Here is a 20,861-nt window from a genome sequence, read left to right as displayed (position 1 = left end):
AAATCAGGACTGTTCCAGAGTAACGCCTGTATGGTTGTATGTTTTGATTTGCATTAAGCTTTTTATGATTGGTATGACATCATTTGTTGAGTTATATACCAAAGTCAGTGAATTTGGCGGCATACTGCCGCCAAAGGATATTAATGTTTCTGCCACTGCTGGTATTCACGCTTAAGTCTTTGCGGAGCGGTTTCCGGCATCATCAACAAACCAATAATTGAGATAACTCCAAGTACAATCACATAGGTTGCAAGTCCATAGTAATGTCCACCTGTTACTTGCAGAATTTTTACTGCTACCAGTCCAAGAATGCCACTGCCTATTAGCAACCCCAGTTGCCAAATTAAAGCTATTCCGCTACAGCGAATATGAGTTGGGAAAAGCTCCGGAAAATAAGAAGCCTGAGGTGCATAACACATACTATGCCCAACACTCAGTACCAGGATCATTACTATTTGTGTAAGCCAAAAACTATCCTGATTAATCGCAAGAAAGAAAGGAATAATCATAACGACCTGCAGCAGCGCACCGATAATATAGACTGGTTTACGTCCAATTTTATCGCATAGCGACCCCATCAACGGTATTGCAATTATTTCTATTATGACCGCAACGATCATTGTCTCCATCAAAATATTAGCATCAAGATTGTTTGCCTTTCCGTAAGCCAAAACAATCACTGTGAACATTGCAAATGTGCAAGCTTCAATCAGTTTCGCGCAGACCCCCTTGGCAACAATGCCAGGAAAATCGCGGATAACTTCAACTAATGGACGTGATTCTTCTGCTTTTGTCTCCCTAATCTGAGCAAAGACAGGTGATTCATCAATTTTTAAGCGGATAAACAGTCCAACAATAACCAGCAACAGACTCAACAGAAACGGTATACGCCACCCGTAATCCATCATTGCCTCTGGAGAAAGTGTGGCATTTAACAGCGCAAAGAGCGCTAACGGCAGGAGGAAACCAACCGGCGCACCGATTTGAACCCAACTGGAAAAAAATCCACGATGTTTGGGTTCAGAATATTCAGCCGTCATCAGTACTGCACCAGCTTGCTCACCTCCAACGCCAAATCCCTGTAATACACGAATAAAAATAAGTAAAGCTGGAGCCCAGACACCTATTTTCTCATATGTAGGTAATAACCCTATACAGAACGTCCCCAAACCAACAATTAATATAGTAATAACCAGTGCTTTTTTACGCCCAACCTTATCGCCAATATGCCCAAAGACGATTCCTCCTAATGGTCTTGCAAGGAAACCAACAGCATAGGTTGCAAAAGCAGCGAGAGTACTTATTAACGGATCGTCACTCGGGAAAAATAGATGACCAAAAAAGAGTACAGCTGCAGTCCCGTATGCAAAAAAATCATAATACTCAGCAGCAGTACCAATTGCGGATGCTGAAGCCACTCGACGAATAATAGGCTTATTATCTACGTTATTTTTAATATCGACTGAACTAACCATAAGTTTAACCTTCTGTAGGGTATTGGGTTAATCAACATCTTTCGTACGTAAAATTTATATTTACCAGTTCCACAGCGTGCCATCTTCCAGGCGAGCAACGGGCAGATATGCAGGGTCATACGGATATTTCGCCGCCAGTTTTTCGTCAAACTCGATCCCAAGACCAGGTTTGTCTCCCGGGTGCATATAGCCGTTATCAAAGGTCCAGTTATGTGGGAACACCTCCAGCATCTGCTCGGAATAGCCCATATATTCCTGTACGCCGAAGTTCGGCACCCACAGATCAAAATGCAGCGCGGCGGCCATGCACACAGGCGACAGATCGGAAGGTCCATGTGAACCGGTACGAACCTGATACAGCGACGCGAAATCAGCAATCCGGCGCATACCGGTGATACCACCCGCATGGGTGATGGTGGTGCGGATATAGTCGATCAGTTGTTCTTCAATAAGCTGTTTACAGTCCCAGATGCTGTTGAACACTTCCCCTACCGCAATCGGCGTGACCGTATGCTGGCGGATCAGGCGGAAGCACTCCTGGTTTTCAGCTGGCGTTGGGTCTTCCATCCAGAACAAACGGTACTGTTCAATGCTTTTGCCAAAACGGGCCGCTTCAATTGGCGTCAGACGGTGGTGCATATCGTGTAAAAGGTGTTCGTTGAAACCAAACTTGTCACGCACGGCAGCAAACAATTTTGGTGTGAAATCCAGGTATTTCTCCGTTGACCACAACTGCTCTTCCGGCCATTGCCCTTTGGTGGCGGGTTCGTAGGCCAGTCCTTTGCCCTTAGACATACCGTAAGTGGTTTTCATACCCGGCACGCCGCACTGCACGCGAATGGCTTTAAAGCCCATTTCTTTATGACGCGCATAATCTTCGAGTACATCATCAACGGTATGGCCTGTGGTGTGGCAGTAGACCATAACCCCTTCACGAGACGCACCGCCGAGCAACTGGTACAACGGCATATTCGCCGCTTTCGCTTTGATATCCCAGAGAGCCATATCCACCGCAGAAATCGCCGACATGGTGACCGGACCACGACGCCAGTACGCACCTTTGTAGAAAAACTGCCAGATGTCCTCAATACGATGCGCATCGCGACCAATAAGCTGCGGACACACGTGATCTTTCAGATACGACGCCACAGACAACTCGCGTCCATTTAACGTGGCATCTCCCAGCCCGGTGATCCCATCTTCTGTCGTAATTTTCAACGTTACAAAATTACGCCCAGGACAGGTGACAAACACTTCAGCCCCAACAATCTTCATTTCTTATTCCCTACATCTGTTCTTGTGATGCAGGAAATTTACTCAACTGAGCTACTACCATACAAGTATAAAGATCAAAAAAACGCTGTTTGATCACAAAAAAGGCGCTATGCGCGCCCCCATCCAGCCACAATGATCAGCATGCCGCACAACGCCACCAGCGCGCCAGACCAGTCATATAAACTGAGTTTTACACCATCGACAATACGTAGCCATAGCAGCGCGGTCACCACGTAAACACCGCCATAGGCTGCGTATACACGCCCGCTGGCTGCCGGATGCAGTGTCAGCAACCAGACGAATAAAGCCAGTGACACCCCGGCGGGTATCAGCAACCAGGCTGTAGCTCCTCGCTTAAGCCAAAGCCAGGGTAAAAAGCAGCCAATGATTTCGCATAACGCGGTGATGAAAAAAAGAAATGTGGTCTTAAGCATTGATGTTATTCAGTTACCTTCGGTTTAACCATGATACGACAGAATCTCGTTAGCGTATCCATATCCACCGGGTGGGTATGCCCGCAAACTGGAATAGTGTAGAATTTAACCCTGTTTTATCGTTTTTACCCTTTCCCATAAAAGGAATTCACCATGAAAATTACACTGACCAAACGCCTGTGCCTGACGGCTATGCTGACGCTGGCTGCGGCTGTGTACACCTCTTCCGCATTTGCTGAAACCAGTAAACTGGTCATTGAATCCGGAGACAGTGCGCAAAGTCGTCAACAAGCCGCAATGGAAAAGGAACAATGGAACGATACGCGTCAGCTTCGCCAGAAAGTCAATAAACGTGCAGAGAAAGAGTGGGACAAAGCCGATACGGCCTTTGATAGCCGTGATAAGTGCGAGCAAAGCGCTAATATTAATGCGTACTGGGAACCTAACACCCTGCGCTGCCTCGACCGCCGAACTGGCCGCTCCGTTGCCCCATAATCATTGTACTTTGAAGGATATTGAAAGGATACGATATGACTAGCGCCCTCAGTGTTAAGTTGCGCCCGCTGGAGCGTGAAGATTTACGATTCGTCCATCAGCTTGATAATAATGCCAGCGTAATGCGCTACTGGTTCGAAGAGCCTTACGAAGCGTTTGTTGAGCTGTCAGACCTGTATGACAAACACATCCACGACCAAAGCGAACGCCGCTTCGTGGTGGAGTGCGACGGTGAAAAAGCCGGGCTGGTGGAATTGGTTGAAATTAACCATGTACACCGCCGGGCCGAGTTCCAGATTATTATTTCGCCGGAATATCAGGGGAAGGGTCTGGCCTCACGGGCAGCAAAGCTGGCAATGGACTATGGCTTTACCGTGCTCAACCTCTATAAGCTGTATCTGATCGTCGATAAAGAGAACGAAAAGGCTATCCACATTTACCGTAAACTCGGTTTTATGGTCGAAGGCGAGCTGATCCATGAGTTCTTTATCAACGGCCAATACCGCAACACGATTCGTATGTGTATCTTCCAGCAGCAGTATCTGGCAGAGCACAAAACGGCAGGCCCTAATCTGCTGCCGCCTACCGCTCAGTAAACACGACTAGTAGTAGTCGATCGTGTTTTCAATCGAGTAATGATGTTCAACTGCCGGCTTCACGCTCTCATCAACGATAACAAGCTGGCAGTTGACCGGATTTGCGTATTCATCGTATTTGCACGTTTGTTTGACATTGCCTAACGGATGATTGTTGAGCATACTCACCGCGGTGTAATCTAACTTCTTCAATGGATCAACCGACGGTTTAGCATCAACCTGCAAAGTGCTGTCCTTGCTGACGGTTGTTTTGCCCAGCGGGTAGCCTTCGGCATCATATCGATACTGCACCTTCATCTCTTTCCCCGTGGCGGAAACGACAAAACCGTTATCGTCGGTATCCCACACCACACCTGCAGCAGGCAGTTCCGCCAGTTGGCATTTGCCCTGTAAACGGATCCGTTTTTCCAGCGTTTCGGCATCCCGATAGTAGTTAGCATCCAGGACCAGCGCCATACCGGTATTGTTTTCGATATCGTGCAGTTCAAGTGTATCGAAACACCCTTCCTGTGACAGGGTACCAGCAACGCGCTTGGTGACCTCACCTTTGTCGTTGAGCAGCGTCTGACTGAAATCTTTCACCGGCCCGCGCAGCGGATCGAAATCAAACTCATTGGAAAAACTGGCCATTTCCGGCGTAAAGGAAACCAGCCCTTTGGCGTTATCACACCCAACCAGCACGACACACAGGAAACCTAACAGGGTCTGTTTCTTCACATTTTTCACCGGGATAAGAAGATAATTCTCAATCATATTAGCAAATACAGTTATTTACACCAGAAATGCTAATCTTAGTCTATGTCGATCATAAAGGAGCTGATGATGAAATACGTAACAGGAATTGCCGCGATCTTACTGGCAGTTGCATCCCCACAGGTTCTGGCCGCACCTGCGTCATGTGAACGCGTGAAAAGCGATATCGAGCAGCGCATCATCAACAATGGCGTCGCAGAGTCCAGCTTTACGCTGAATATTGTCCCCAACGATCAGGCCGATCAACCTGATTCGCTGGTGGTAGGACATTGTGCAAACGATACGCACAAAATTCTCTACACCCGGACTAACAGTGGAAACGCCCCTGCCAACAGCTCGCCTGCACAGGACGGGCACGTCGCCGAACCGCAATAAATCATACCCTCCGTACGCGGAGGGTTACTCCAGTTTGATATGCATTAAGATGCCATACTCATAAATGGGTAAACTCACTCTATTATTAGCATGCTATTAATTTCGCTATAGAGATTAATATATAGCGATAACTATAATGGAGTGAGTTATGTCTGATACTGAGCAATATGGAGGCATTAGCCGCAGGATGTTAGTGAAATCCTCGGCTATAGGTTCGTTGGCGCTTGCCGCTGGCGGGTTATCGTTACCTTTTGGGATGCGCACCGCAGATGCTGCGGTACAACAGGCGATACAACCGGCTGAAGAGAAAGTGGTTTGGGGCGCTTGTTCCGTGAACTGCGGCAGTCGTTGTGCCCTGCAACTCCACGTCAAAGATGACGAGGTCGTATGGGTGGAGTCTGATACGACCGGAGACGATATTTATGGTCAGCACCAGGTGCGTGCCTGTTTACGTGGACGCTCAATCCGTCGACGGATCAATCATCCGGATCGCCTCAATTATCCTATGAAGCGCGTGGGCAAACGCGGTGAGGGTAAATTCGAACGCATAACCTGGCAGGAAGCGCTGGATACCATCAGCACCAGTTTAAAAAATACCGTACAGAAATACGGTAATGAGGCCGTGTATATCAACTACACCTCTGGCATTGTCGGCGGCAATATTACTCGCTCCTCCCCTTATGCCTCGCTGGTCGCTCGATTGATGAACTGCTATGGCGGATTCCTGAGCCATTACGGCACATACAGTACCGCACAAATCGCGGCGGCAATGCCTTACACCTACGGCTCAAATGACGGCAACAGTACCTCCGACATTGAAAACACGAAGCTGGTGGTGATGTTCGGCAATAACCCTGCCGAAACGCGCATGAGCGGCGGTGGCATAACATACTTCCTTGAGCAGGCCCGGGAGCGTTCTAACGCCCGCATGATCGTCATCGACCCGCGTTATACCGATACCGCTGCGGGTCGTGAAGATGAGTGGATCCCTATCCGTCCGGGAACCGATGCCGCACTGGTGGCGGGAATCGCCTGGGTCCTGATTAACGAAGATCTCGTCGACCAGGCATTCCTTGACACATATTGCGTCGGTTATGACGAGAAAACCCTACCCGCTGACGCCCCCGCTAACGGACATTACAAGGCCTATATACTTGGCAATGGCGATGACGGTGTCGCTAAAACGCCCCAATGGGCCTCGCATGTCACAGGGATCCCGGCCGAGCGCATCATTAAACTGGCACGGGAAATCGGTAGTACAAAACCGGCGTATATTTGTCAGGGTTGGGGTCCACAACGTCAGGCTAACGGCGAACTGACTTCGCGCGCGATCGCAATGCTGCCAATCCTGACCGGCAACGTTGGCATCAACGGCGGCAATAGCGGTGCACGAGAATCAACCTACACCATCACGATTGAACGCATGCCGCTGCCGGATAATCCCATCAAAACCCAAATATCCTGCTTTAGCTGGACCGACGCCATCGCCCGGGGTCCGGAAATGACCGCAACCCGCGATGGCGTGCGCGGGAAAGATAAGCTCGATGTACCGATTAAGTTTATCTGGAACTACGCGGGCAACACCATTACTAATCAGCACTCAGATATCAATAAAACGCATGAGATCCTTCAGGATGATACGAAATGCGAAATGATAGTGGTCATCGAAAATTTCATGACATCTTCGGCGAAATACGCCGATATCCTGCTGCCGGACCTAATGACCGTCGAACAGGAAGACATCATTCCTAACGACTATGCGGGCAACATGGGATACCTCATTTTTATTCAACCCGCGACGTCACCGAAGTTCGAGCGCAAACCGATCTACTGGATAATGAGCGAAGTCGCCAAACGCCTTGGCAATGATATCTATCAACGGTTTACGGAAGGCCGTACTCAGGAACAATGGCTCCAGTATCTGTATGCAAAAATGCTGGCCAAGGACCCCGCGCTCCCTTCTTATGACGAGCTGAAAAAAATGGGGATCTATAAACGCAAAGATCCTAACGGGCATTTTGTCGCTTATAAAAAATTCCGCGACGATCCGCAGGCCAATCCGCTCAAAACACCGTCTGGAAAGATTGAAATTTACTCCAGCCGGCTGGCGAAAATTGCCAACACATGGGAGTTGCAGAAGGATGAAGTAATTAGCCCACTTCCCGTCTACGCCTCCACGTTTGAAGGGTGGGACGATCCCAAACGCAGCGCATTTCCGCTGCAGTTGTTTGGCTTCCATTACAAATCCCGTACGCACTCCAGCTACGGCAATATCGATGTTCTGCAGGCGTCCTGTCGTCAGGAAGTGTGGATCAATCCCGTCGATGCCCAAAAACGTGGTATTGCAAATGGCGATATGGTGCGGGTCTTTAACGACCGCGGGGAAGTACGTATTCCGGCCAAAGTGACGCCACGGATCCTGCCTAGCGTCAGCGCAATGGGCCAGGGTGCATGGCACGATGCGGATATGGCCGGCGACAAAATTGACCATGGCGCCTGCGTCAATACGCTGACAACACAGCGCCCTTCACCGCTGGCAAAAGGCAACCCACAGCACACTAATCTGGTCGAGATCGAGAAGGTTTAAGGACTAACCCATGACAACTCAGTATGGATTTTTTATTGATTCCAGTCGTTGCACCGGGTGCAAAACCTGCGAGCTGGCCTGCAAAGACTACAAAGACCTCACCCCTGACGTCAGTTTCCGGCGGATTTACGAATACGCAGGTGGTGACTGGCAGGAAGACAACGGCGTCTGGCACCAGAACGTTTTTGCCTACTATCTTTCAATCTCCTGTAACCACTGCGAGGATCCGGCCTGCACCAAGGTTTGTCCAAGTGGTGCGATGCATAAGCGTGAGGATGGTTTTGTGGTGGTCGATGAAGACGTGTGCATTGGCTGTCGCTATTGTCATATGGCCTGCCCGTACGGTGCGCCACAGTACAATGCTGCAAAAGGACATATGACCAAGTGTGATGGCTGCCATGATCGTGTTGCAGACGGCAAAAAGCCCATCTGCGTCGAGTCCTGTCCGCTGCGTGCGCTGGATTTTGGCCCCATCGACGAACTGCGCAAAAAACATGGTGAACTGGCTGCCGTCGCCCCGCTGCCGGGTGCGCACTTCACCAAACCAAATATTGTGATCAAACCAAACGCCAATTGCCGCCCGACCGGGGATACCACGGGTTTTCTGGCTAATCCAAAGGAGGTGTAAAATGGGAAATGGATGGCATGAATGGCCGCTGGTACTGTTTACGGTGCTGGGCCAGTGCGTAGCCGGGGCGCTGATCGTCAGTGGTTACGGCTGGCTGACCGCTAAAGACGAGCTGGTAAAACAACGTATCCTTCGCAGTATGTTTTTTCTCTGGCTGGTAATGGGCATCGCCTTTCTCGCCTCGATCATGCATTTAGGTTCGCCGCTGCGCGCGTTTAACTCGCTGAACAGAATTGGCGCATCGGCGCTAAGTAACGAAATCGCCAGCGGTTCGCTGTTTTTCGCCGTCGGTGGCCTGTGGTGGCTGGTGGCGTTTCTCGGTAAAATGCCCGCAGCGTTAGGTAAAATCTGGATGCTGTTGAGCATGTTGCTGGGCCTGGTATTTGTCTTTGCGATGACCAACGTCTACCAGATAGACACCGTCCCAACCTGGTATAACGGTTATACTACACTGGCGTTTTTCATGACGATGCTGCTCAGTGGACCGCTATTTGCCGCTCTGCTGCTGCGTGCTGCAGGTGTTTCTTTTAACACCGCCAGATTCGCCGGTATCAGCGTATTGGCTCTGCTGGTTACGGTGGCCGTTATTGTGCTGCAGGGACTGTCACTCGGCGAGATCCACAGTTCGGTACAATCCGCCAGCGCACTGGTTCCCGACTACGGCAGTTTACAGGTCTGGCGAGTCCTGCTGCTGGCCGCGGGTCTGGGTTGCTGGATATGTCCGTTGATCCGTCGCAAAGGACCGTCAGTTGGCGGGTTGGCGCTCGGGTTAATTCTGGTGCTTGTCGGTGAAATCATTGGCCGCGGTTTGTTTTACGGTTTACATATGACAGTCGGAATGGCTGTCGCAGGTTAACTTTCGGGTGCGGGGCAACCCGCACTGTTCAGGATTGTTTGCATGACCCATTTTTCACAACGTGACAACTTTTCTACCGCAGCGCGCGTGCTTGGCGCGCTGTTTTACTATGCCCCAGACAGTGCGGAAGCTTCGGCATTGGTCAGTGCGTTAAGAACCGATGGCTGGCAGGCGCAGTGGCCGCTTGAAAAGACAACGCTTTCGCCGTTAGTCGCTCAGTTTCAGGCTGAGGCCGATGAGTCTCTCCCGCAGGCCTGGCAACGTCTGTTTGTTGGCCCCTATGCGCTCCCTTCTCCGCCATGGGGATCCGTCTGGCTGGATCGTGAAAACGTGTTGTTTGGCGACTCCACGCTGGCATTACGCCAGTGGATGCGGGACAACGGCATCCAGTTTGCCATGCAGCAAAATGAGCCAGAAGATCACTTTGGTTCGCTGCTGTTGCTGACGGCCTGGCTTGCCGAGAACGAACGCCACACCGAGTGCGAGCAACTGCTGGCCTGGCATCTGTTCCCATGGTCATCACGCTTTCTTAATGTGTTTATCGAAAAAGCCGATCACCCGTTCTACCAGGCGCTTGGTGAGCTGGCGCGCCTGACGCTGGCACAGTGGCAATCACAGTTACTGATCCCGGTAGCCGATAAGCCTTTGTTCCGTTAATTTCGTCACAGGCAGGAATTGTCCTGCCTGTGGTGCATCCTGTTGCGCACGCTGAGCTTTTGCTTCTGTTGCCTAATAGCCGCAAAATAGAGCGTCTGAATTTTCCAGTCTGGCCACTCATGCATCATTTACATGCTTACCCTGACCTGCGTGCCATGTTCCGCCGCCTGCTGATCGCCGCGTTGATTGGCGTCCTTGCTGCGCTGGCCGTCGCAGGATTTCGTCATGCCATGCTGCTTCTCGAATGGTTGTTTCTGAGCAACAACACGGGAAGTCTGGTCAACGCAGCGACAAACCTTTCGCCCTTAAGGCGTATGCTGACACCTGCACTCGGCGGTCTGGCGGCTGGATTACTACTGTGGGGCTGGCAAAAATTTAACCGTTTACGTCCGCAGGCTCCCACTGATTATATGGAAGCCCTGCAAACCGACGGACAATTTGACGTCAGTGCAAGCCTGGTGAAATCGCTGGCATCGTTACTGGTCGTTGCCAGCGGGAGCGCCATCGGACGTGAAGGTGCCATGATTTTACTGGCGGCCCTGGCAGCCTCCTGCTTTGCTCAACGCTTTACCCCGCGTACAGAATGGAAGTTATGGATTGCCTGCGGCGCCGCTGCAGGTATGGCTGGAGCCTATCATGCCCCGCTGGCGGGCAGTTTATTTATTGCCGAAGTATTGTTTGGCACACTGATCCTCGCCTCACTGGGGCCGGTAGTGGTGTCCGCCGTAGTCGCATTACTCACCACCAATCTGCTTAGCGGCAGCAATGCGCTGCTGTATACCGTGCACCTGTCGCGGGAATTACATGCTCTGGAATACGTTATGATTGTCAGCACCGGTCTGGCTGCTGGCATCTGCGGACCGCTCTTCATGTGGTTGATGACCGCCAGCCATAATGTATTTTTGCGCTTAAAACTCTCGCCACCGTGGCAACTGGCGCTTGGCGGGTTGATCGTTGGCCTGCTTTCATTGCTCACGCCTACGGTCTGGGGTAATGGCTACAGCGTGGTGCAGTCATATTTACTTTCACCACCGCTGCTGGCCGTGGTTGGCGGGATTTTTATCTGCAAATTACTGGCGGTGCTTGCCAGCAGTGGATCCGGTGCTCCGGGTGGCGTGTTTACGCCAACGCTGTTTGTCGGCTTGTCGGTGGGCATGTTGCTGGGTCAGGTATGGGGATTATGGCTTCCGGGCTCGGATGAAATTGCCATTTTGCTGGGATTAACGGGGATGGCCACGCTGCTGGCGGCTACCACGCATGCACCAATAATGTCGACGTTGATGGTTTGTGAAATGACCGGGGAGTATCGCCTGCTCCCCGGATTACTGATCGCCTGTGTCCTGGCGTCGGTACTGTCGCGTACGTTACGCCACGACTCTATCTACCGACAGCACGCTGCCGAGCATTGAAAGGCGGATGTACTGCGACAACTCACGCTGCTCTGCACGAGGCAGATAAGGCAGTTCACCGATCAGCGGTGCAGGTAATTTTTTACCCAGCACATCAATGATTTCCGCATAATGTGCCAGCCCCGGGTTAATGCGATTCGCAACCCAGCCAATCAGCGGCAGTCCGTCGCTGGCAATCGCCTGCGCGGTGAGGATCGCATGGTTAATACAGCCTTCCTGGATACCCACTACCATCAGCACCGGCAGTTGTTCCTGCACCACCCACTCCGATAACGGACGCAGATCGTTCATCAAGCTCCGCCAGCCTCCGGTGCCTTCCACGACGACGTGATCGACTTTTTCGCTAAGGCTTGCGAGACCGTTGGATAACAGGGTGTAATTGACCGGACCACTATGCGCCACGCTACTTTCATCTTCGCTCAACGCAATTGGGTTAATTGCCTCATAGGGCAGCTCGATAGATGACACACTTTGCAGCACCAGTGCATCTTTGTTGCGCAGACCTTCGGGCGTCTCTTTGCTGCCTTTGGCTACTGGTTTGTAACCTGCTACGCTTTTACCCCCTGACGCTAACGCTTGTAGTAATGCGCGGGAAACCACGGTCTTCCCAACAGAAGTGTCTGTACCTGTAATAAAGAAACGCTTCAGCATCACTAACTCCACCGTTATGCTTTGAAAATATAAGTCAGGAAAATAAAACAGTGGAGAAAGTCTAAGGTATGACGACCAGGATCAGCTTGAGATAGCGCAATTTTTCGTACAACAGTTAAAAAATGTTAACCCTGTAATAGACGAATCAACAAAGAACCGTTATACATCGCGTCCTTCACGAGCGCCGCCCCCGCCATCGTCCCCTGATTGGTAAACTGGGTACTTTCAACGACTATATGCTGACTGTAAGCCGGAAGCGCCTGCTGACGAATGCTGTCCGCAATGGTAGGGAACAAGATATCTGCCGCTTTACTGAGCGGAGAGCCAATCAATATCTTTTGCGGGTTGAACAAATTCACCATGATGGCAAGAATTCGACCGACGTGGGTCCCAACGCCGCTAATGATATCTTTCGCCAATAAATCACCCTGCATGGCCGCCAGACACAGCGCGTCTACCGTTAACGGTTGTCCATGTAGAGAAGAACTCATTGACTGCTTCAGGCGCACCTGCGCCAATTCGAGCACGCTGTCGACGCTGGCGATTGTTTCCAGACAACCATGGTTGCCGCAGTAGCAGCGTTTACCGTAGGGATCGACCTGCGTATGGCCAATCTCCACCAGGCTACTGCTGCCTGCATGCAGCAAATGGCCGTCAGTGATCACCCCTGCACCCACGTTATGATCGATCACCACCTGAATGACGTCGCGCGCACCGCGCGATGCGCCAAAAAGCGCCTCGGCCATCGTCCAGGCGCTGATATCGTGCTGAATATACACCGGCACGCCGGTATGGTTCTCAAGCGCTTCGCCCAACGGCATCTCTTTGACATCTTCGTAAAATGGCATGCGATGAACGATACCGTTTTCAGTATCGATAATACCGGGTAAGGTGATGGCGATGGAGGTTAAGCGCTCCAGCTTTTGCTGGTGGCGGATGAAAAACTGATCGACCTGGGTTATCACGCGATCCAGCAACGGTGTTTCGCTGACCAGCGCCATTTCAAGACAATCTTCAACCACCAGCTTGCTGCTCAGATCGCGTAGCGCCAGAAAAATCTCGCCACGACTGATACGAATGGATAAGTAGTGCCAGGCCTCCGTTTCGACAACCAGCCCAACGGCCGGACGTCCACGGCTACCCGCTTCCTTGATTTCCAGCTCTTGCACCAGATGCGCTTCGAGCATTTCGCGGACAATTTTGGTAATGCTGGCAGGCGCCAATTGTGCCAGGCGGGAGAGATCAATACGCGATACCGGACCCAGCTGATCAATCAGGCGATAAACCGCACCCGCATTGGTCTGCTTAATTTGATCGATATGCCCAGGCTGACTATCAGCAACCACCACTTACTCCCTTTATTTTCGCGCTCCGAAATAATCTGCGGGCTATGGTGAAGCACTTCAATGGCTTCCGTCAACTTTTTACTTAGCCTTGTGATTTACTGCACATTTTCACCCATTTTTAAACTAAATTAATCGCCTGAACGGCCGCCAGCAGCTGCTCGCGAAAGCGTTGCGCGGCGTGACTTTGCTCATGATGCTTTGGCCACACTAACCACATTTCCGAGACAGCATCTTCTTCCGCTATCGGGATCCAACACATTTCATACAGTTGCACCCGTTTAAAAGAAGCAGGAAGTATAGAAACCCCTAATCCTGCGGCCACCAGCCCAATGATAGTCATCGCCTCGCCAACCTCCTGCGCAATCGTCGGTTTCAGTCCATAGCGACGCATCAGGCCCAGAATATCGTCATACAACCCTGTCCCCACATGGGGGTCAAAAAAGACAAATGGCTCATTCGCCAGTTCGGCCAACGTGACCACGGGTTTTTGCGCCAACGGATGCGCACGTGGGATCATTGCCATCAGTGGTTCATGCAGAATGATTTCACGCTCCAGCGTTTCCGGAAGCTGCGTATTACGCAGAAGTCCCAAATCCAGCGTTCCTTCATTGAGCGGGGCAATTTGCTCACGCGTGTTCATTTCACGGGTTTGCATATGCACTGCCGGGTAGCTTTGGCGAAACAGCGATAACGTATCTGAAACCGCTTTGATAAACGGCGCGGACGACGTAAAGCCGATACGCAATTCCCCTGCTTCTCCCAGATGCAAACGCTCAGCCCTGGCGGCGGCTTCATTAACTAGCCCGAGGATCTGCCGACTGTCCGCCAGAAACTGCTTTCCGGCAGAGGTCAGCGCCACGCTACGGTTAGTTCGGGCAAGTAACCGGGCGCCAACCTGCTGTTCAAGGATCTGGATCTGCTGACTTAGCGGCGGTTGCGAAATGTTTAACCGCGCCGCCGCCCGACCAAAATGCAACTCTTCGGCAACGGCCACAAAGTAACGTAAATGACGCAGTTCGATATTCATATTTTTAAAATATTATTTGAGATTATTAATATATTAGACAGAATATTGTGATTTTCATACTCTTAAGGCTGGTCCTGTAGACGTAATTGAATGAGCAAGGATTTCAAGTGAGCCGTACAACAACTGTCGATACCGCGCCAACAAGCGATGTTGATGAACAGATAGTTACCCCGCCGGATGGATTTATCAAACGCGGAACATCCCCATTTATGCGCGTCACGCTGGCGCTGTTTTCCGCCGGACTGGCGACTTTTGCCCTCCTCTATTGCGTACAACCCATACTACCAGTGCTCTCGCACGAGTTTGGGGTCTCTCCCGCAAGCAGCAGTATCTCGCTTTCCATCTCGACGGCGATGCTGGCGATAGGGTTACTGTTTACCGGCCCACTTTCAGATGCTATTGGCCGCAAGCCGGTGATGGTTACCGCGCTGCTGCTCGCCTCTTGTTGTACGCTGCTTTCAACGATGATGACCAGCTGGCACGGTATTTTAATCATGCGTGCTCTGGTAGGACTTTCACTGAGCGGCGTCGCAGCGGTAGGGATGACCTATCTGAGTGAAGAAATTCATCCCAGTTTCGTCGCCTTCTCAATGGGCCTGTATATCAGCGGTAACTCAATTGGCGGAATGAGTGGTCGCTTGATCAGCGGCGTGTTTACCGACTTTTTTAACTGGCGTATCGCGCTGGCGGCGATCGGCTGTTTTGCCCTTGCCTCTGCGCTGATGTTCTGGAAAATCTTACCGGAATCCCGTCATTTCAGACCCACATCGCTGCGCCCGAAAACGTTGTTTATCAACTTCCGTTTGCACTGGCGCGACAAAGGTTTGCCGTTGCTGTTTGCGGAAGGTTTTTTGTTGATGGGGTCGTTTGTCACGCTGTTTAATTACATCGGCTACCGCCTGATGCTCTCCCCGTGGGAGCTCAGCCAGGCAGTTGTCGGTCTGTTATCTGTGGCGTATCTGACCGGGACATGGAGTTCGCCAAAGGCGGGTTCTATGACCATTCGTTATGGCCGTGGCCCGGTAATGCTCTTTTCAACAGGCGTGATGCTGGTTGGACTTTTAATGACCCTGTTCACATCGCTATGGCTGATCTTCGCCGGGATGCTACTCTTTTCAGCCGGGTTCTTTGCCGCGCACTCCGTAGCAAGCAGTTGGATTGGACCACGAGCAAAACGCGCTAAAGGCCAGGCTTCTTCCCTGTATCTGTTCAGCTATTATCTGGGATCCAGTATTGCCGGTACGCTGGGCGGTGTGTTCTGGCACAGCTATGGCTGGAACGGCGTGGGCGGATTTATCGCCCTGATGCTGGTGTTGGCGTTGCTGGTCGGTGCGCGTTTGCACCATCGTCTGCACGTATAATCCGCGATGCCCGGGTTCCGGGCATCACCTTCATCACCCTGGCTGTAACGTCTGAGCCGCCATCTGCAGAGCAACAACTGTCCCGTTCATCACTATATGCAGCAAAATTGGCATCAACAGACCGTTGCTTTTCAGTCTGGCCAGAATCAACACCTGCGACACAAGAAACAACATCAGCAACGTGCGTAGATCCACATACTGCGTATGCATGATGGCAAAAATGACCGATACCACCACTGACGACAGCCAGGTTTTATTATTGAACCAGTACTGGAACGCGTTGAATAAACAGCCTCTGAAAACAATTTCTTCATAAACTGGCGCGATAAATATCAGGGTCAACGTAGATAACCACAACGCATAACTACTTAAGGATATTTGGCTGGTCACCCACGCTTCAGTTTGTCTGAGACCCAAAATCAATGGCAGGATAAGCTGAATAAAAAGCAGCGCCGCAAACAAAATGGTAAACCACCTGGCGTTGAAAATGCCTTTGCCCAGCCCCTCTCTTTTTCTAAAGAAGAAATAATACAGCGGAACCAGCACAACAAATTCCAAAGCAAACAACAGCGGAAAAAGTAGCCCTTTGGCAAGCAGGTCCTGACTCGCGGGGAAAAACAACGGGGTAAACGTGAGGCCAAACATCAGTAAAAACATTGAAAAGCAGCCAGCAACTGCTTTAGTCCTGGCGATATACAGGTTGTCGGCATCCTGTGACATACGATCTCCTTGCGCTCATCGAAGATAAGTTGATGAATTACCTATGCATGATAAAAATTCTCATTATCACTGACAACCTACCAACTTTTACGCAATGCCCATGAGTACAATGCCAAAACCCTCTTTACTCCGGAACTTCACCGTCAACTACTCAGAGGAGAATCCGCCAACGGCAACGAGAAACGGAAGCAGGCCCCTGCCGTTGAGTTAACCAGATGTATATCTCCTCCATGCAGTTCGAGCATTCTACGCACGATCAGTAAGCCCAGGCCGCCGCGCTCGGCCCGCTGCTCACGGGGAATTAACGCGGTCGGGCGCTGAAACAATACTTCTCGCACAGCGTCTTCTACCCCTGGCCCACTGTCCTGCACTTCGGCGAATAAACGGTCTTCATCACGCCAGACTTTTAGCCGCACTTCGCCTCCGTCAGGCGTATGACGGATAGCGTTATCCAGCAAATTCGTCACGACTCTTTCTATCATCGATAAATCGGCATTCACCAGCGGTAACGGCCCCGTTACGTCAAGGTGCAACTGCAAATGACGCGTGGCAACAGGGAGATCAAATTTCTGTGCCACATCCTGGATCAATTCACCAATAGCAAAACGTTCACGCTGCGGTTTTATACCGCCATGCTCCAGCCTTGCCAGCTCAAACAGCTGTTGTGACAGATGGCGAACTTTATGCCCCTGGCGCAGCGCGATGCTAAGATAATGCCGGTTTTCCTCCGGCGTCATCGTATCGGCTTTCAGCGACAGCATTTCCAGATACCCCAACAGTGAAGTCAACGGCGTGCGTAAATCGTGCGAAATATTGGCAATAAACTCTCTGAGCTGACGATCGCTGTCTGCTAATAAATCCCACTGCTGGGCAATTTTCTGCGCTAACTCAATAAACGCATTGTTCAGCAGCGCTATTTCATTCTCCGGTACCGGTTCGGGATTTTTTTGTGCCAATTGTTTGATGACGGTAATGCTGTCCTTCTCCAGTTTTACCACCTGTCCGGTTAGCCTTTTTACTGGATTCGTCACCCATCGCCACACCAGAAAACCTGCAATTCCACCGGCGAATAAAACCAGTATTAACGTCCAGGCCACGGTATTCCAGAGCGTTTTTTGCCAGGCGGTATTCGCCAGCATATTCAGATCTTCGCCCTGCAGAATAATGTACAAATAGCCATGTAGCTCACCGTTATATAAAACTGGCGCGGCGCTGAATACCTTTTGCTGGCTGCTACGCGGATCGTTGCCATAGACGGGCAACGCATCTGAATTAAGGAAATCCTGTATCGGCTGTACGCTAATTTTCTGCCGCTGGATATGCCCCGGCGGTGCGGCATCAGCAAGTATTTCACCTGACGGTGAAATCAGATACAGCTCCACGCTGGGGTTGAGCGTCATCAGGTGATTAAACAATCCTTTTAAGGTCTGGCGATTAATCTGCCCGCTGGTATCAATAAGCGACTCACTTTTGACAATCTTGCTCGCCAGCTCCAGCGAGAGCCTTTGCACCATGGCGTCGCCATACTGTTTACTGCTGCGGATTTGGACAACACTGACGGTAACCGCGCAAATCAGCATAATGGCGGTAAAGACGAGGGTCAGACGCTGGCTCAGCGACAGGCGATAAATCATGGCTGATGCTCCGCGTTAACCGCAGCAAGCTTATAGCCTCGTCCCCAAACCGTGAGAATAATGTCCGGCTCGGCAGCATCCTTTTCGATTTTGGTCCGCAGGCGATTAATATGACTGTTCACCGTATGCTCATACCCTTCATGCTGGTAGCCCCACACCTGATCTAACAGCGCCTGACGCGAAAAGACCTCGCCTGGATGACGGGCGAAAAAATAGAGCAGATCGAATTCGCGCGGCGTTAAATCGAGGGATTTACCATGCAGCCGGACTTCCCGGGCTAATGGGTCAATCTCTACGCCATGAACGGTGATAATCCCCGCCTCCATACGTAGGTTCTGACTCATCGCTTCCTGACGACGAAACAATGCCTTTACCCGGGCCATCAACTCCAGCACCGAGAAAGGTTTGGCCAGATAATCATCGGCACCCATTTCCAGCCCCAATACACGGTGCGTTTCACTGGTGCGGGCGCTGATGATAATGACGGGCAAATAAAAACTCATTTGGCGAATGCGACGACAAATCTCCAGCCCGTCGACACCCGGCAGCATCAGATCGAGGATAACGGCATCCCAGACGTGTTTCTCCAGTTGTTCAAGCGCACGAGCTCCGTCTGCCTCATGAACAATCTCGTAACCCTCATCCTTCAGGCTAAGCTGCAAAAGTGAGGCAATATCGCTGTCATCTTCAACCAAAAATATCTTTTTCGCGCCTGCCATCAGTGTCATCCCCCTCTCGTCGTGCTGAAAGCTTACCTCAGGCAAGGGGCGGAAGTTATCACAAAATTTTTAACTTTTCGTGAGGATCCAGGGATACGCATGCGAGCAGTATGTCGTTATAGACACGTCAGACATCAACAGGGAAACGTCGCTTGTTTTCCTTAACATGAAAATAAGAAGGAAAAGTCATGCTAAAAAAACGTCCACTTCGGGAAGCAGATGTTACAGCCGAGTCAGTATTTTTTATGCAACGACGACAGATCCTCAAAGCACTTGGGATAGGTGCAGCTGCGGCCACGCTGTCCTCCCCTACACAGGCTAATTTGCTGGATTGGTTTAAAGGCAACGATCGTCCACCCGCACCCGCAGGCAAAGCGCTTGAGTTCACAAAGCCCGAACGCTGGCAAAACAGCCTGTCTCTGACGCCTGAAGACAAGGTGACGGGCTACAACAATTTCTACGAATTTGGTCTGGATAAAGCCGATCCTGCCGCCAATGCCGGTAGCCTGAAAACCGATCCCTGGACGTTAACCATCAGCGGTGAGGTCAACAAACCTTTAACCTTGGATCATAATGCGCTGACCACACGCTTTCCATTAGAAGAGCGTATTTATCGGATGCGTTGCGTTGAGGCCTGGTCAATGGTTGTGCCGTGGGTGGGTTTTCCGTTGCATAAATTACTGGCGCTGGTTGAGCCAACTAGTCACGCCAAATACGTCGCTTTTGAAACACGCTACGCCCCTGATGAAATGCCGGGCCAGAAAGACCGCTTTATTGGCGGTGGGTTGAAATATCCCTATGTCGAAGGTCTTCGTTTGGATGAGGCTATGCACCCGCTCACACTTCTCACCGTAGGCGTATATGGCAAAGCATTGCCGCCGCAAAACGGGGCGCCGATACGCCTGACCGTACCCTGGAAATACGGCTTCAAGGGCATTAAATCGATAGTCAGTATCAAGCTGACGCGTGAGCAGCCACCGACGACCTGGAATATGTCAGCACCGAATGAATACGGATTTTACGCCAACGTAAATCCGCAGGTGGATCACCCTCGCTGGTCCCAGGCTACTGAGCGTTTTATCGGTTCGGGTGGCATTCTCGATGTACAGCGACAGCCCACGTTACCTTTTAATGGTTATGCCGATGAGGTGGCATCGTTATATCAGGGCATGGATCTTCGGGAGTATTTTTAAGTGAGGTTGACTGCAAAACAGATAACCGGCCTGAAAGTGCTGCTGCATCTCGCCGGTTTTTTACCCCTGCTATGGCTCTTCTGGGCCGCGCAGCATGGCGGGTTGGGTGCCGACCCGGGAAAAGATATCCAGCACTTTACGGGCATTACCGCGCTGAAGTTTTTGCTGGCTACCCTGCTGGTATCGCCGCTTGCGCGCTATGCAAAGCAGCCTTTGTTGTTTCGTACCCGGCGGTTGTTAGGTTTATGGTGCTTTGCATGGGCCACACTGCATATAACCAGCTATGCTCTGCTGGAACTGGGTATACAAAACTTGGGATTGTTGGGTCGTGAACTGGTTTCACGCCCATGGCTAATGCTGGGTATGGCCGGTTGGATTATCTTATTCCTGTTGACGTTGACCTCGACACAAGCCGCTCAGCGTAAAATGGGCAAACGCTGGCAAACATTGCACAACTACGTCTACCTGGCCGCCATTTTGCTACCGCTGCATTATCTGTGGTCGGTAAAAGTGCTATCACCGCTCCCTATTATCTACGCCATCTGTTTTGTGGTTCTGCTGGCTTTTCGCTATAAAAAGCTGTTACGGAAAACCGGGTACAAAGGTGTGTTTATGAAAAGTGAGTGAATCACGGTAAACTTCTTAACCACACCTAAACAGAACGAGAACA

General features: G+C 51.1%; 21 protein-coding genes. 11 read left to right on the top strand and 10 right to left on the bottom strand.

The genetic code is table 11. The features are described 5' to 3' along the window. Nucleotides 1–140: 140 nt before the first annotated feature. The 3 genes from OGY10_RS11565 to OGY10_RS11555 form a co-directional block, all read right to left on the bottom strand. A complete protein-coding gene (locus OGY10_RS11565; protein ID WP_286576764.1) occupies nucleotides 141–1,475 on the bottom strand; it encodes an MFS transporter in 1,335 nt (444 codons plus the stop codon). A gap of 60 nt (nucleotides 1,476–1,535) precedes the next feature. After that, a complete protein-coding gene (rspA, locus tag OGY10_RS11560; protein ID WP_003832907.1) occupies nucleotides 1,536–2,750 on the bottom strand; it encodes a starvation-sensing protein RspA in 1,215 nt (404 codons plus the stop codon). A 107-nt stretch (nucleotides 2,751–2,857) separates the two neighbouring features. Beyond that, nucleotides 2,858–3,184: a YnfA family protein gene (locus OGY10_RS11555; RefSeq protein ID WP_008784733.1), complete on the bottom strand. Its 327-nt coding sequence runs from the start codon at nucleotides 3,182–3,184 to the stop codon at nucleotides 2,858–2,860. A 153-nt stretch (nucleotides 3,185–3,337) separates the two neighbouring features. Here OGY10_RS11555 and OGY10_RS11550 point away from each other — a divergent pair, with 153 nt between their 5' ends. Continuing rightward, nucleotides 3,338–3,679: a DUF1283 family protein gene (locus OGY10_RS11550; protein WP_008784732.1), complete on the top strand. Its 342-nt coding sequence runs from the start codon at nucleotides 3,338–3,340 to the stop codon at nucleotides 3,677–3,679. Nucleotides 3,680–3,714: 35 nt separating this feature from the next. After that, on the top strand, nucleotides 3,715–4,275 hold the full coding sequence (gene speG, locus OGY10_RS11545) for a spermidine N1-acetyltransferase (protein ID WP_008784731.1): 561 nt from the start codon (nucleotides 3,715–3,717) through the stop codon (nucleotides 4,273–4,275). Between the two features lie 6 nt (nucleotides 4,276–4,281). Here speG and OGY10_RS11540 read toward each other — a convergent pair whose 3' ends face one another. Beyond that, nucleotides 4,282–4,992: a YnfC family lipoprotein gene (locus OGY10_RS11540; protein WP_080685929.1), complete on the bottom strand. Its 711-nt coding sequence runs from the start codon at nucleotides 4,990–4,992 to the stop codon at nucleotides 4,282–4,284. 102 nt (nucleotides 4,993–5,094) lie between these two features. On the opposite strand from OGY10_RS11540, the gene OGY10_RS11535 reads away from it, so the two are divergent. From OGY10_RS11535 to clcB, 6 genes are all read left to right on the top strand, one after another. Continuing rightward, nucleotides 5,095–5,403, top strand: coding sequence for a DUF1161 domain-containing protein (locus tag OGY10_RS11535; protein ID WP_008784729.1), 309 nt, complete (start codon nucleotides 5,095–5,097; stop codon nucleotides 5,401–5,403). Between the two features lie 148 nt (nucleotides 5,404–5,551). Further along, on the top strand, nucleotides 5,552–7,990 hold the full coding sequence (ynfE, locus tag OGY10_RS11530; protein WP_286576762.1) for a selenate/tellurate reductase subunit YnfE: 2,439 nt from the start codon (nucleotides 5,552–5,554) through the stop codon (nucleotides 7,988–7,990). 10 nt (nucleotides 7,991–8,000) lie between these two features. Then, nucleotides 8,001–8,618 carry a dimethylsulfoxide reductase iron-sulfur subunit DmsB gene (dmsB, locus tag OGY10_RS11525; RefSeq protein WP_008784727.1) on the top strand — a complete coding sequence of 206 codons (618 nt, stop codon included), beginning with the start codon at nucleotides 8,001–8,003 and terminating at the stop codon, nucleotides 8,616–8,618. Nucleotide 8,619: 1 nt separating this feature from the next. Further along, nucleotides 8,620–9,474 carry a dimethyl sulfoxide reductase anchor subunit family protein gene (locus tag OGY10_RS11520; RefSeq protein WP_008784726.1) on the top strand — a complete coding sequence of 285 codons (855 nt, stop codon included), beginning with the start codon at nucleotides 8,620–8,622 and terminating at the stop codon, nucleotides 9,472–9,474. Nucleotides 9,475–9,516: 42 nt separating this feature from the next. Then, nucleotides 9,517–10,131, top strand: coding sequence for a Tat proofreading chaperone DmsD (gene dmsD / locus OGY10_RS11515; protein WP_008784725.1), 615 nt, complete (start codon nucleotides 9,517–9,519; stop codon nucleotides 10,129–10,131). A gap of 119 nt (nucleotides 10,132–10,250) precedes the next feature. Continuing rightward, on the top strand, nucleotides 10,251–11,540 hold the full coding sequence (clcB, locus tag OGY10_RS11510) for a voltage-gated ClC-type chloride channel ClcB (protein ID WP_048216317.1): 1,290 nt from the start codon (nucleotides 10,251–10,253) through the stop codon (nucleotides 11,538–11,540). Here the strand turns inward: clcB and bioD are convergent. From bioD to ynfL, 3 genes are all read right to left on the bottom strand, one after another. Continuing rightward, complete coding sequence (gene bioD / locus OGY10_RS11505) at nucleotides 11,496–12,191, bottom strand: dethiobiotin synthase (RefSeq protein WP_020996409.1); 696 nt, start codon at nucleotides 12,189–12,191, stop codon at nucleotides 11,496–11,498. The two genes, clcB and bioD, sit on opposite strands and share 45 nt — an antisense overlap. A 125-nt stretch (nucleotides 12,192–12,316) precedes the next feature. After that, entirely contained in the window at nucleotides 12,317–13,537 is a 1,221-nt protein-coding gene (gene mlc / locus OGY10_RS11500) for a sugar metabolism global transcriptional regulator Mlc (protein ID WP_003832888.1), read from the bottom strand. Between the two features lie 118 nt (nucleotides 13,538–13,655). Beyond that, the gene (ynfL, locus tag OGY10_RS11495) at nucleotides 13,656–14,564 is read right to left on the bottom strand and encodes a multidrug efflux transcriptional activator YnfL/SxtR(Kp) (protein WP_003836337.1); all 909 of its coding nucleotides are present in this window, start codon (nucleotides 14,562–14,564) and stop codon (nucleotides 13,656–13,658) included. 107 nt (nucleotides 14,565–14,671) lie between these two features. On the opposite strand from ynfL, the gene ynfM reads away from it, so the two are divergent. Then, a complete protein-coding gene (gene ynfM / locus OGY10_RS11490) occupies nucleotides 14,672–15,925 on the top strand; it encodes a multidrug efflux MFS transporter YnfM/SxtP(Kp) (RefSeq protein ID WP_191226019.1) in 1,254 nt (417 codons plus the stop codon). Between the two features lie 33 nt (nucleotides 15,926–15,958). Here ynfM and OGY10_RS11485 read toward each other — a convergent pair whose 3' ends face one another. The 3 genes from OGY10_RS11485 to OGY10_RS11475 form a co-directional block, all read right to left on the bottom strand. Further along, on the bottom strand, nucleotides 15,959–16,645 hold the full coding sequence (locus OGY10_RS11485; RefSeq protein ID WP_008784721.1) for a CPBP family intramembrane glutamic endopeptidase: 687 nt from the start codon (nucleotides 16,643–16,645) through the stop codon (nucleotides 15,959–15,961). Between the two features lie 143 nt (nucleotides 16,646–16,788). Then, nucleotides 16,789–18,279, bottom strand: a complete 1,491-nt coding sequence (locus tag OGY10_RS11480) for a sensor histidine kinase (protein WP_191226020.1) — start codon at nucleotides 18,277–18,279, stop codon at nucleotides 16,789–16,791. After that, complete coding sequence (locus tag OGY10_RS11475) at nucleotides 18,276–18,998, bottom strand: winged helix-turn-helix domain-containing protein (protein WP_191227211.1); 723 nt, start codon at nucleotides 18,996–18,998, stop codon at nucleotides 18,276–18,278. The genes OGY10_RS11480 and OGY10_RS11475 overlap by 4 nt, the downstream gene beginning before the upstream one ends. Nucleotides 18,999–19,186: 188 nt before the next feature. On the opposite strand from OGY10_RS11475, the gene msrP reads away from it, so the two are divergent. Further along, nucleotides 19,187–20,191, top strand: coding sequence for a protein-methionine-sulfoxide reductase catalytic subunit MsrP (gene msrP, locus OGY10_RS11470; protein ID WP_103285173.1), 1,005 nt, complete (start codon nucleotides 19,187–19,189; stop codon nucleotides 20,189–20,191). Next, the gene (msrQ, locus tag OGY10_RS11465) at nucleotides 20,192–20,818 is read left to right on the top strand and encodes a protein-methionine-sulfoxide reductase heme-binding subunit MsrQ (protein WP_008784717.1); all 627 of its coding nucleotides are present in this window, start codon (nucleotides 20,192–20,194) and stop codon (nucleotides 20,816–20,818) included. It abuts the gene before it with no gap. Nucleotides 20,819–20,861: the final 43 nt, after the last annotated feature.

This window comes from Citrobacter sp. Cpo148 (assembly GCF_030332375.1).
GTDB classification, from domain to species: domain Bacteria; phylum Pseudomonadota; class Gammaproteobacteria; order Enterobacterales; family Enterobacteriaceae; genus Citrobacter; species Citrobacter portucalensis.
Note: the sequence above shows the minus strand (reverse complement) of the source record. Positions and strands in the feature narration are given on the sequence as shown.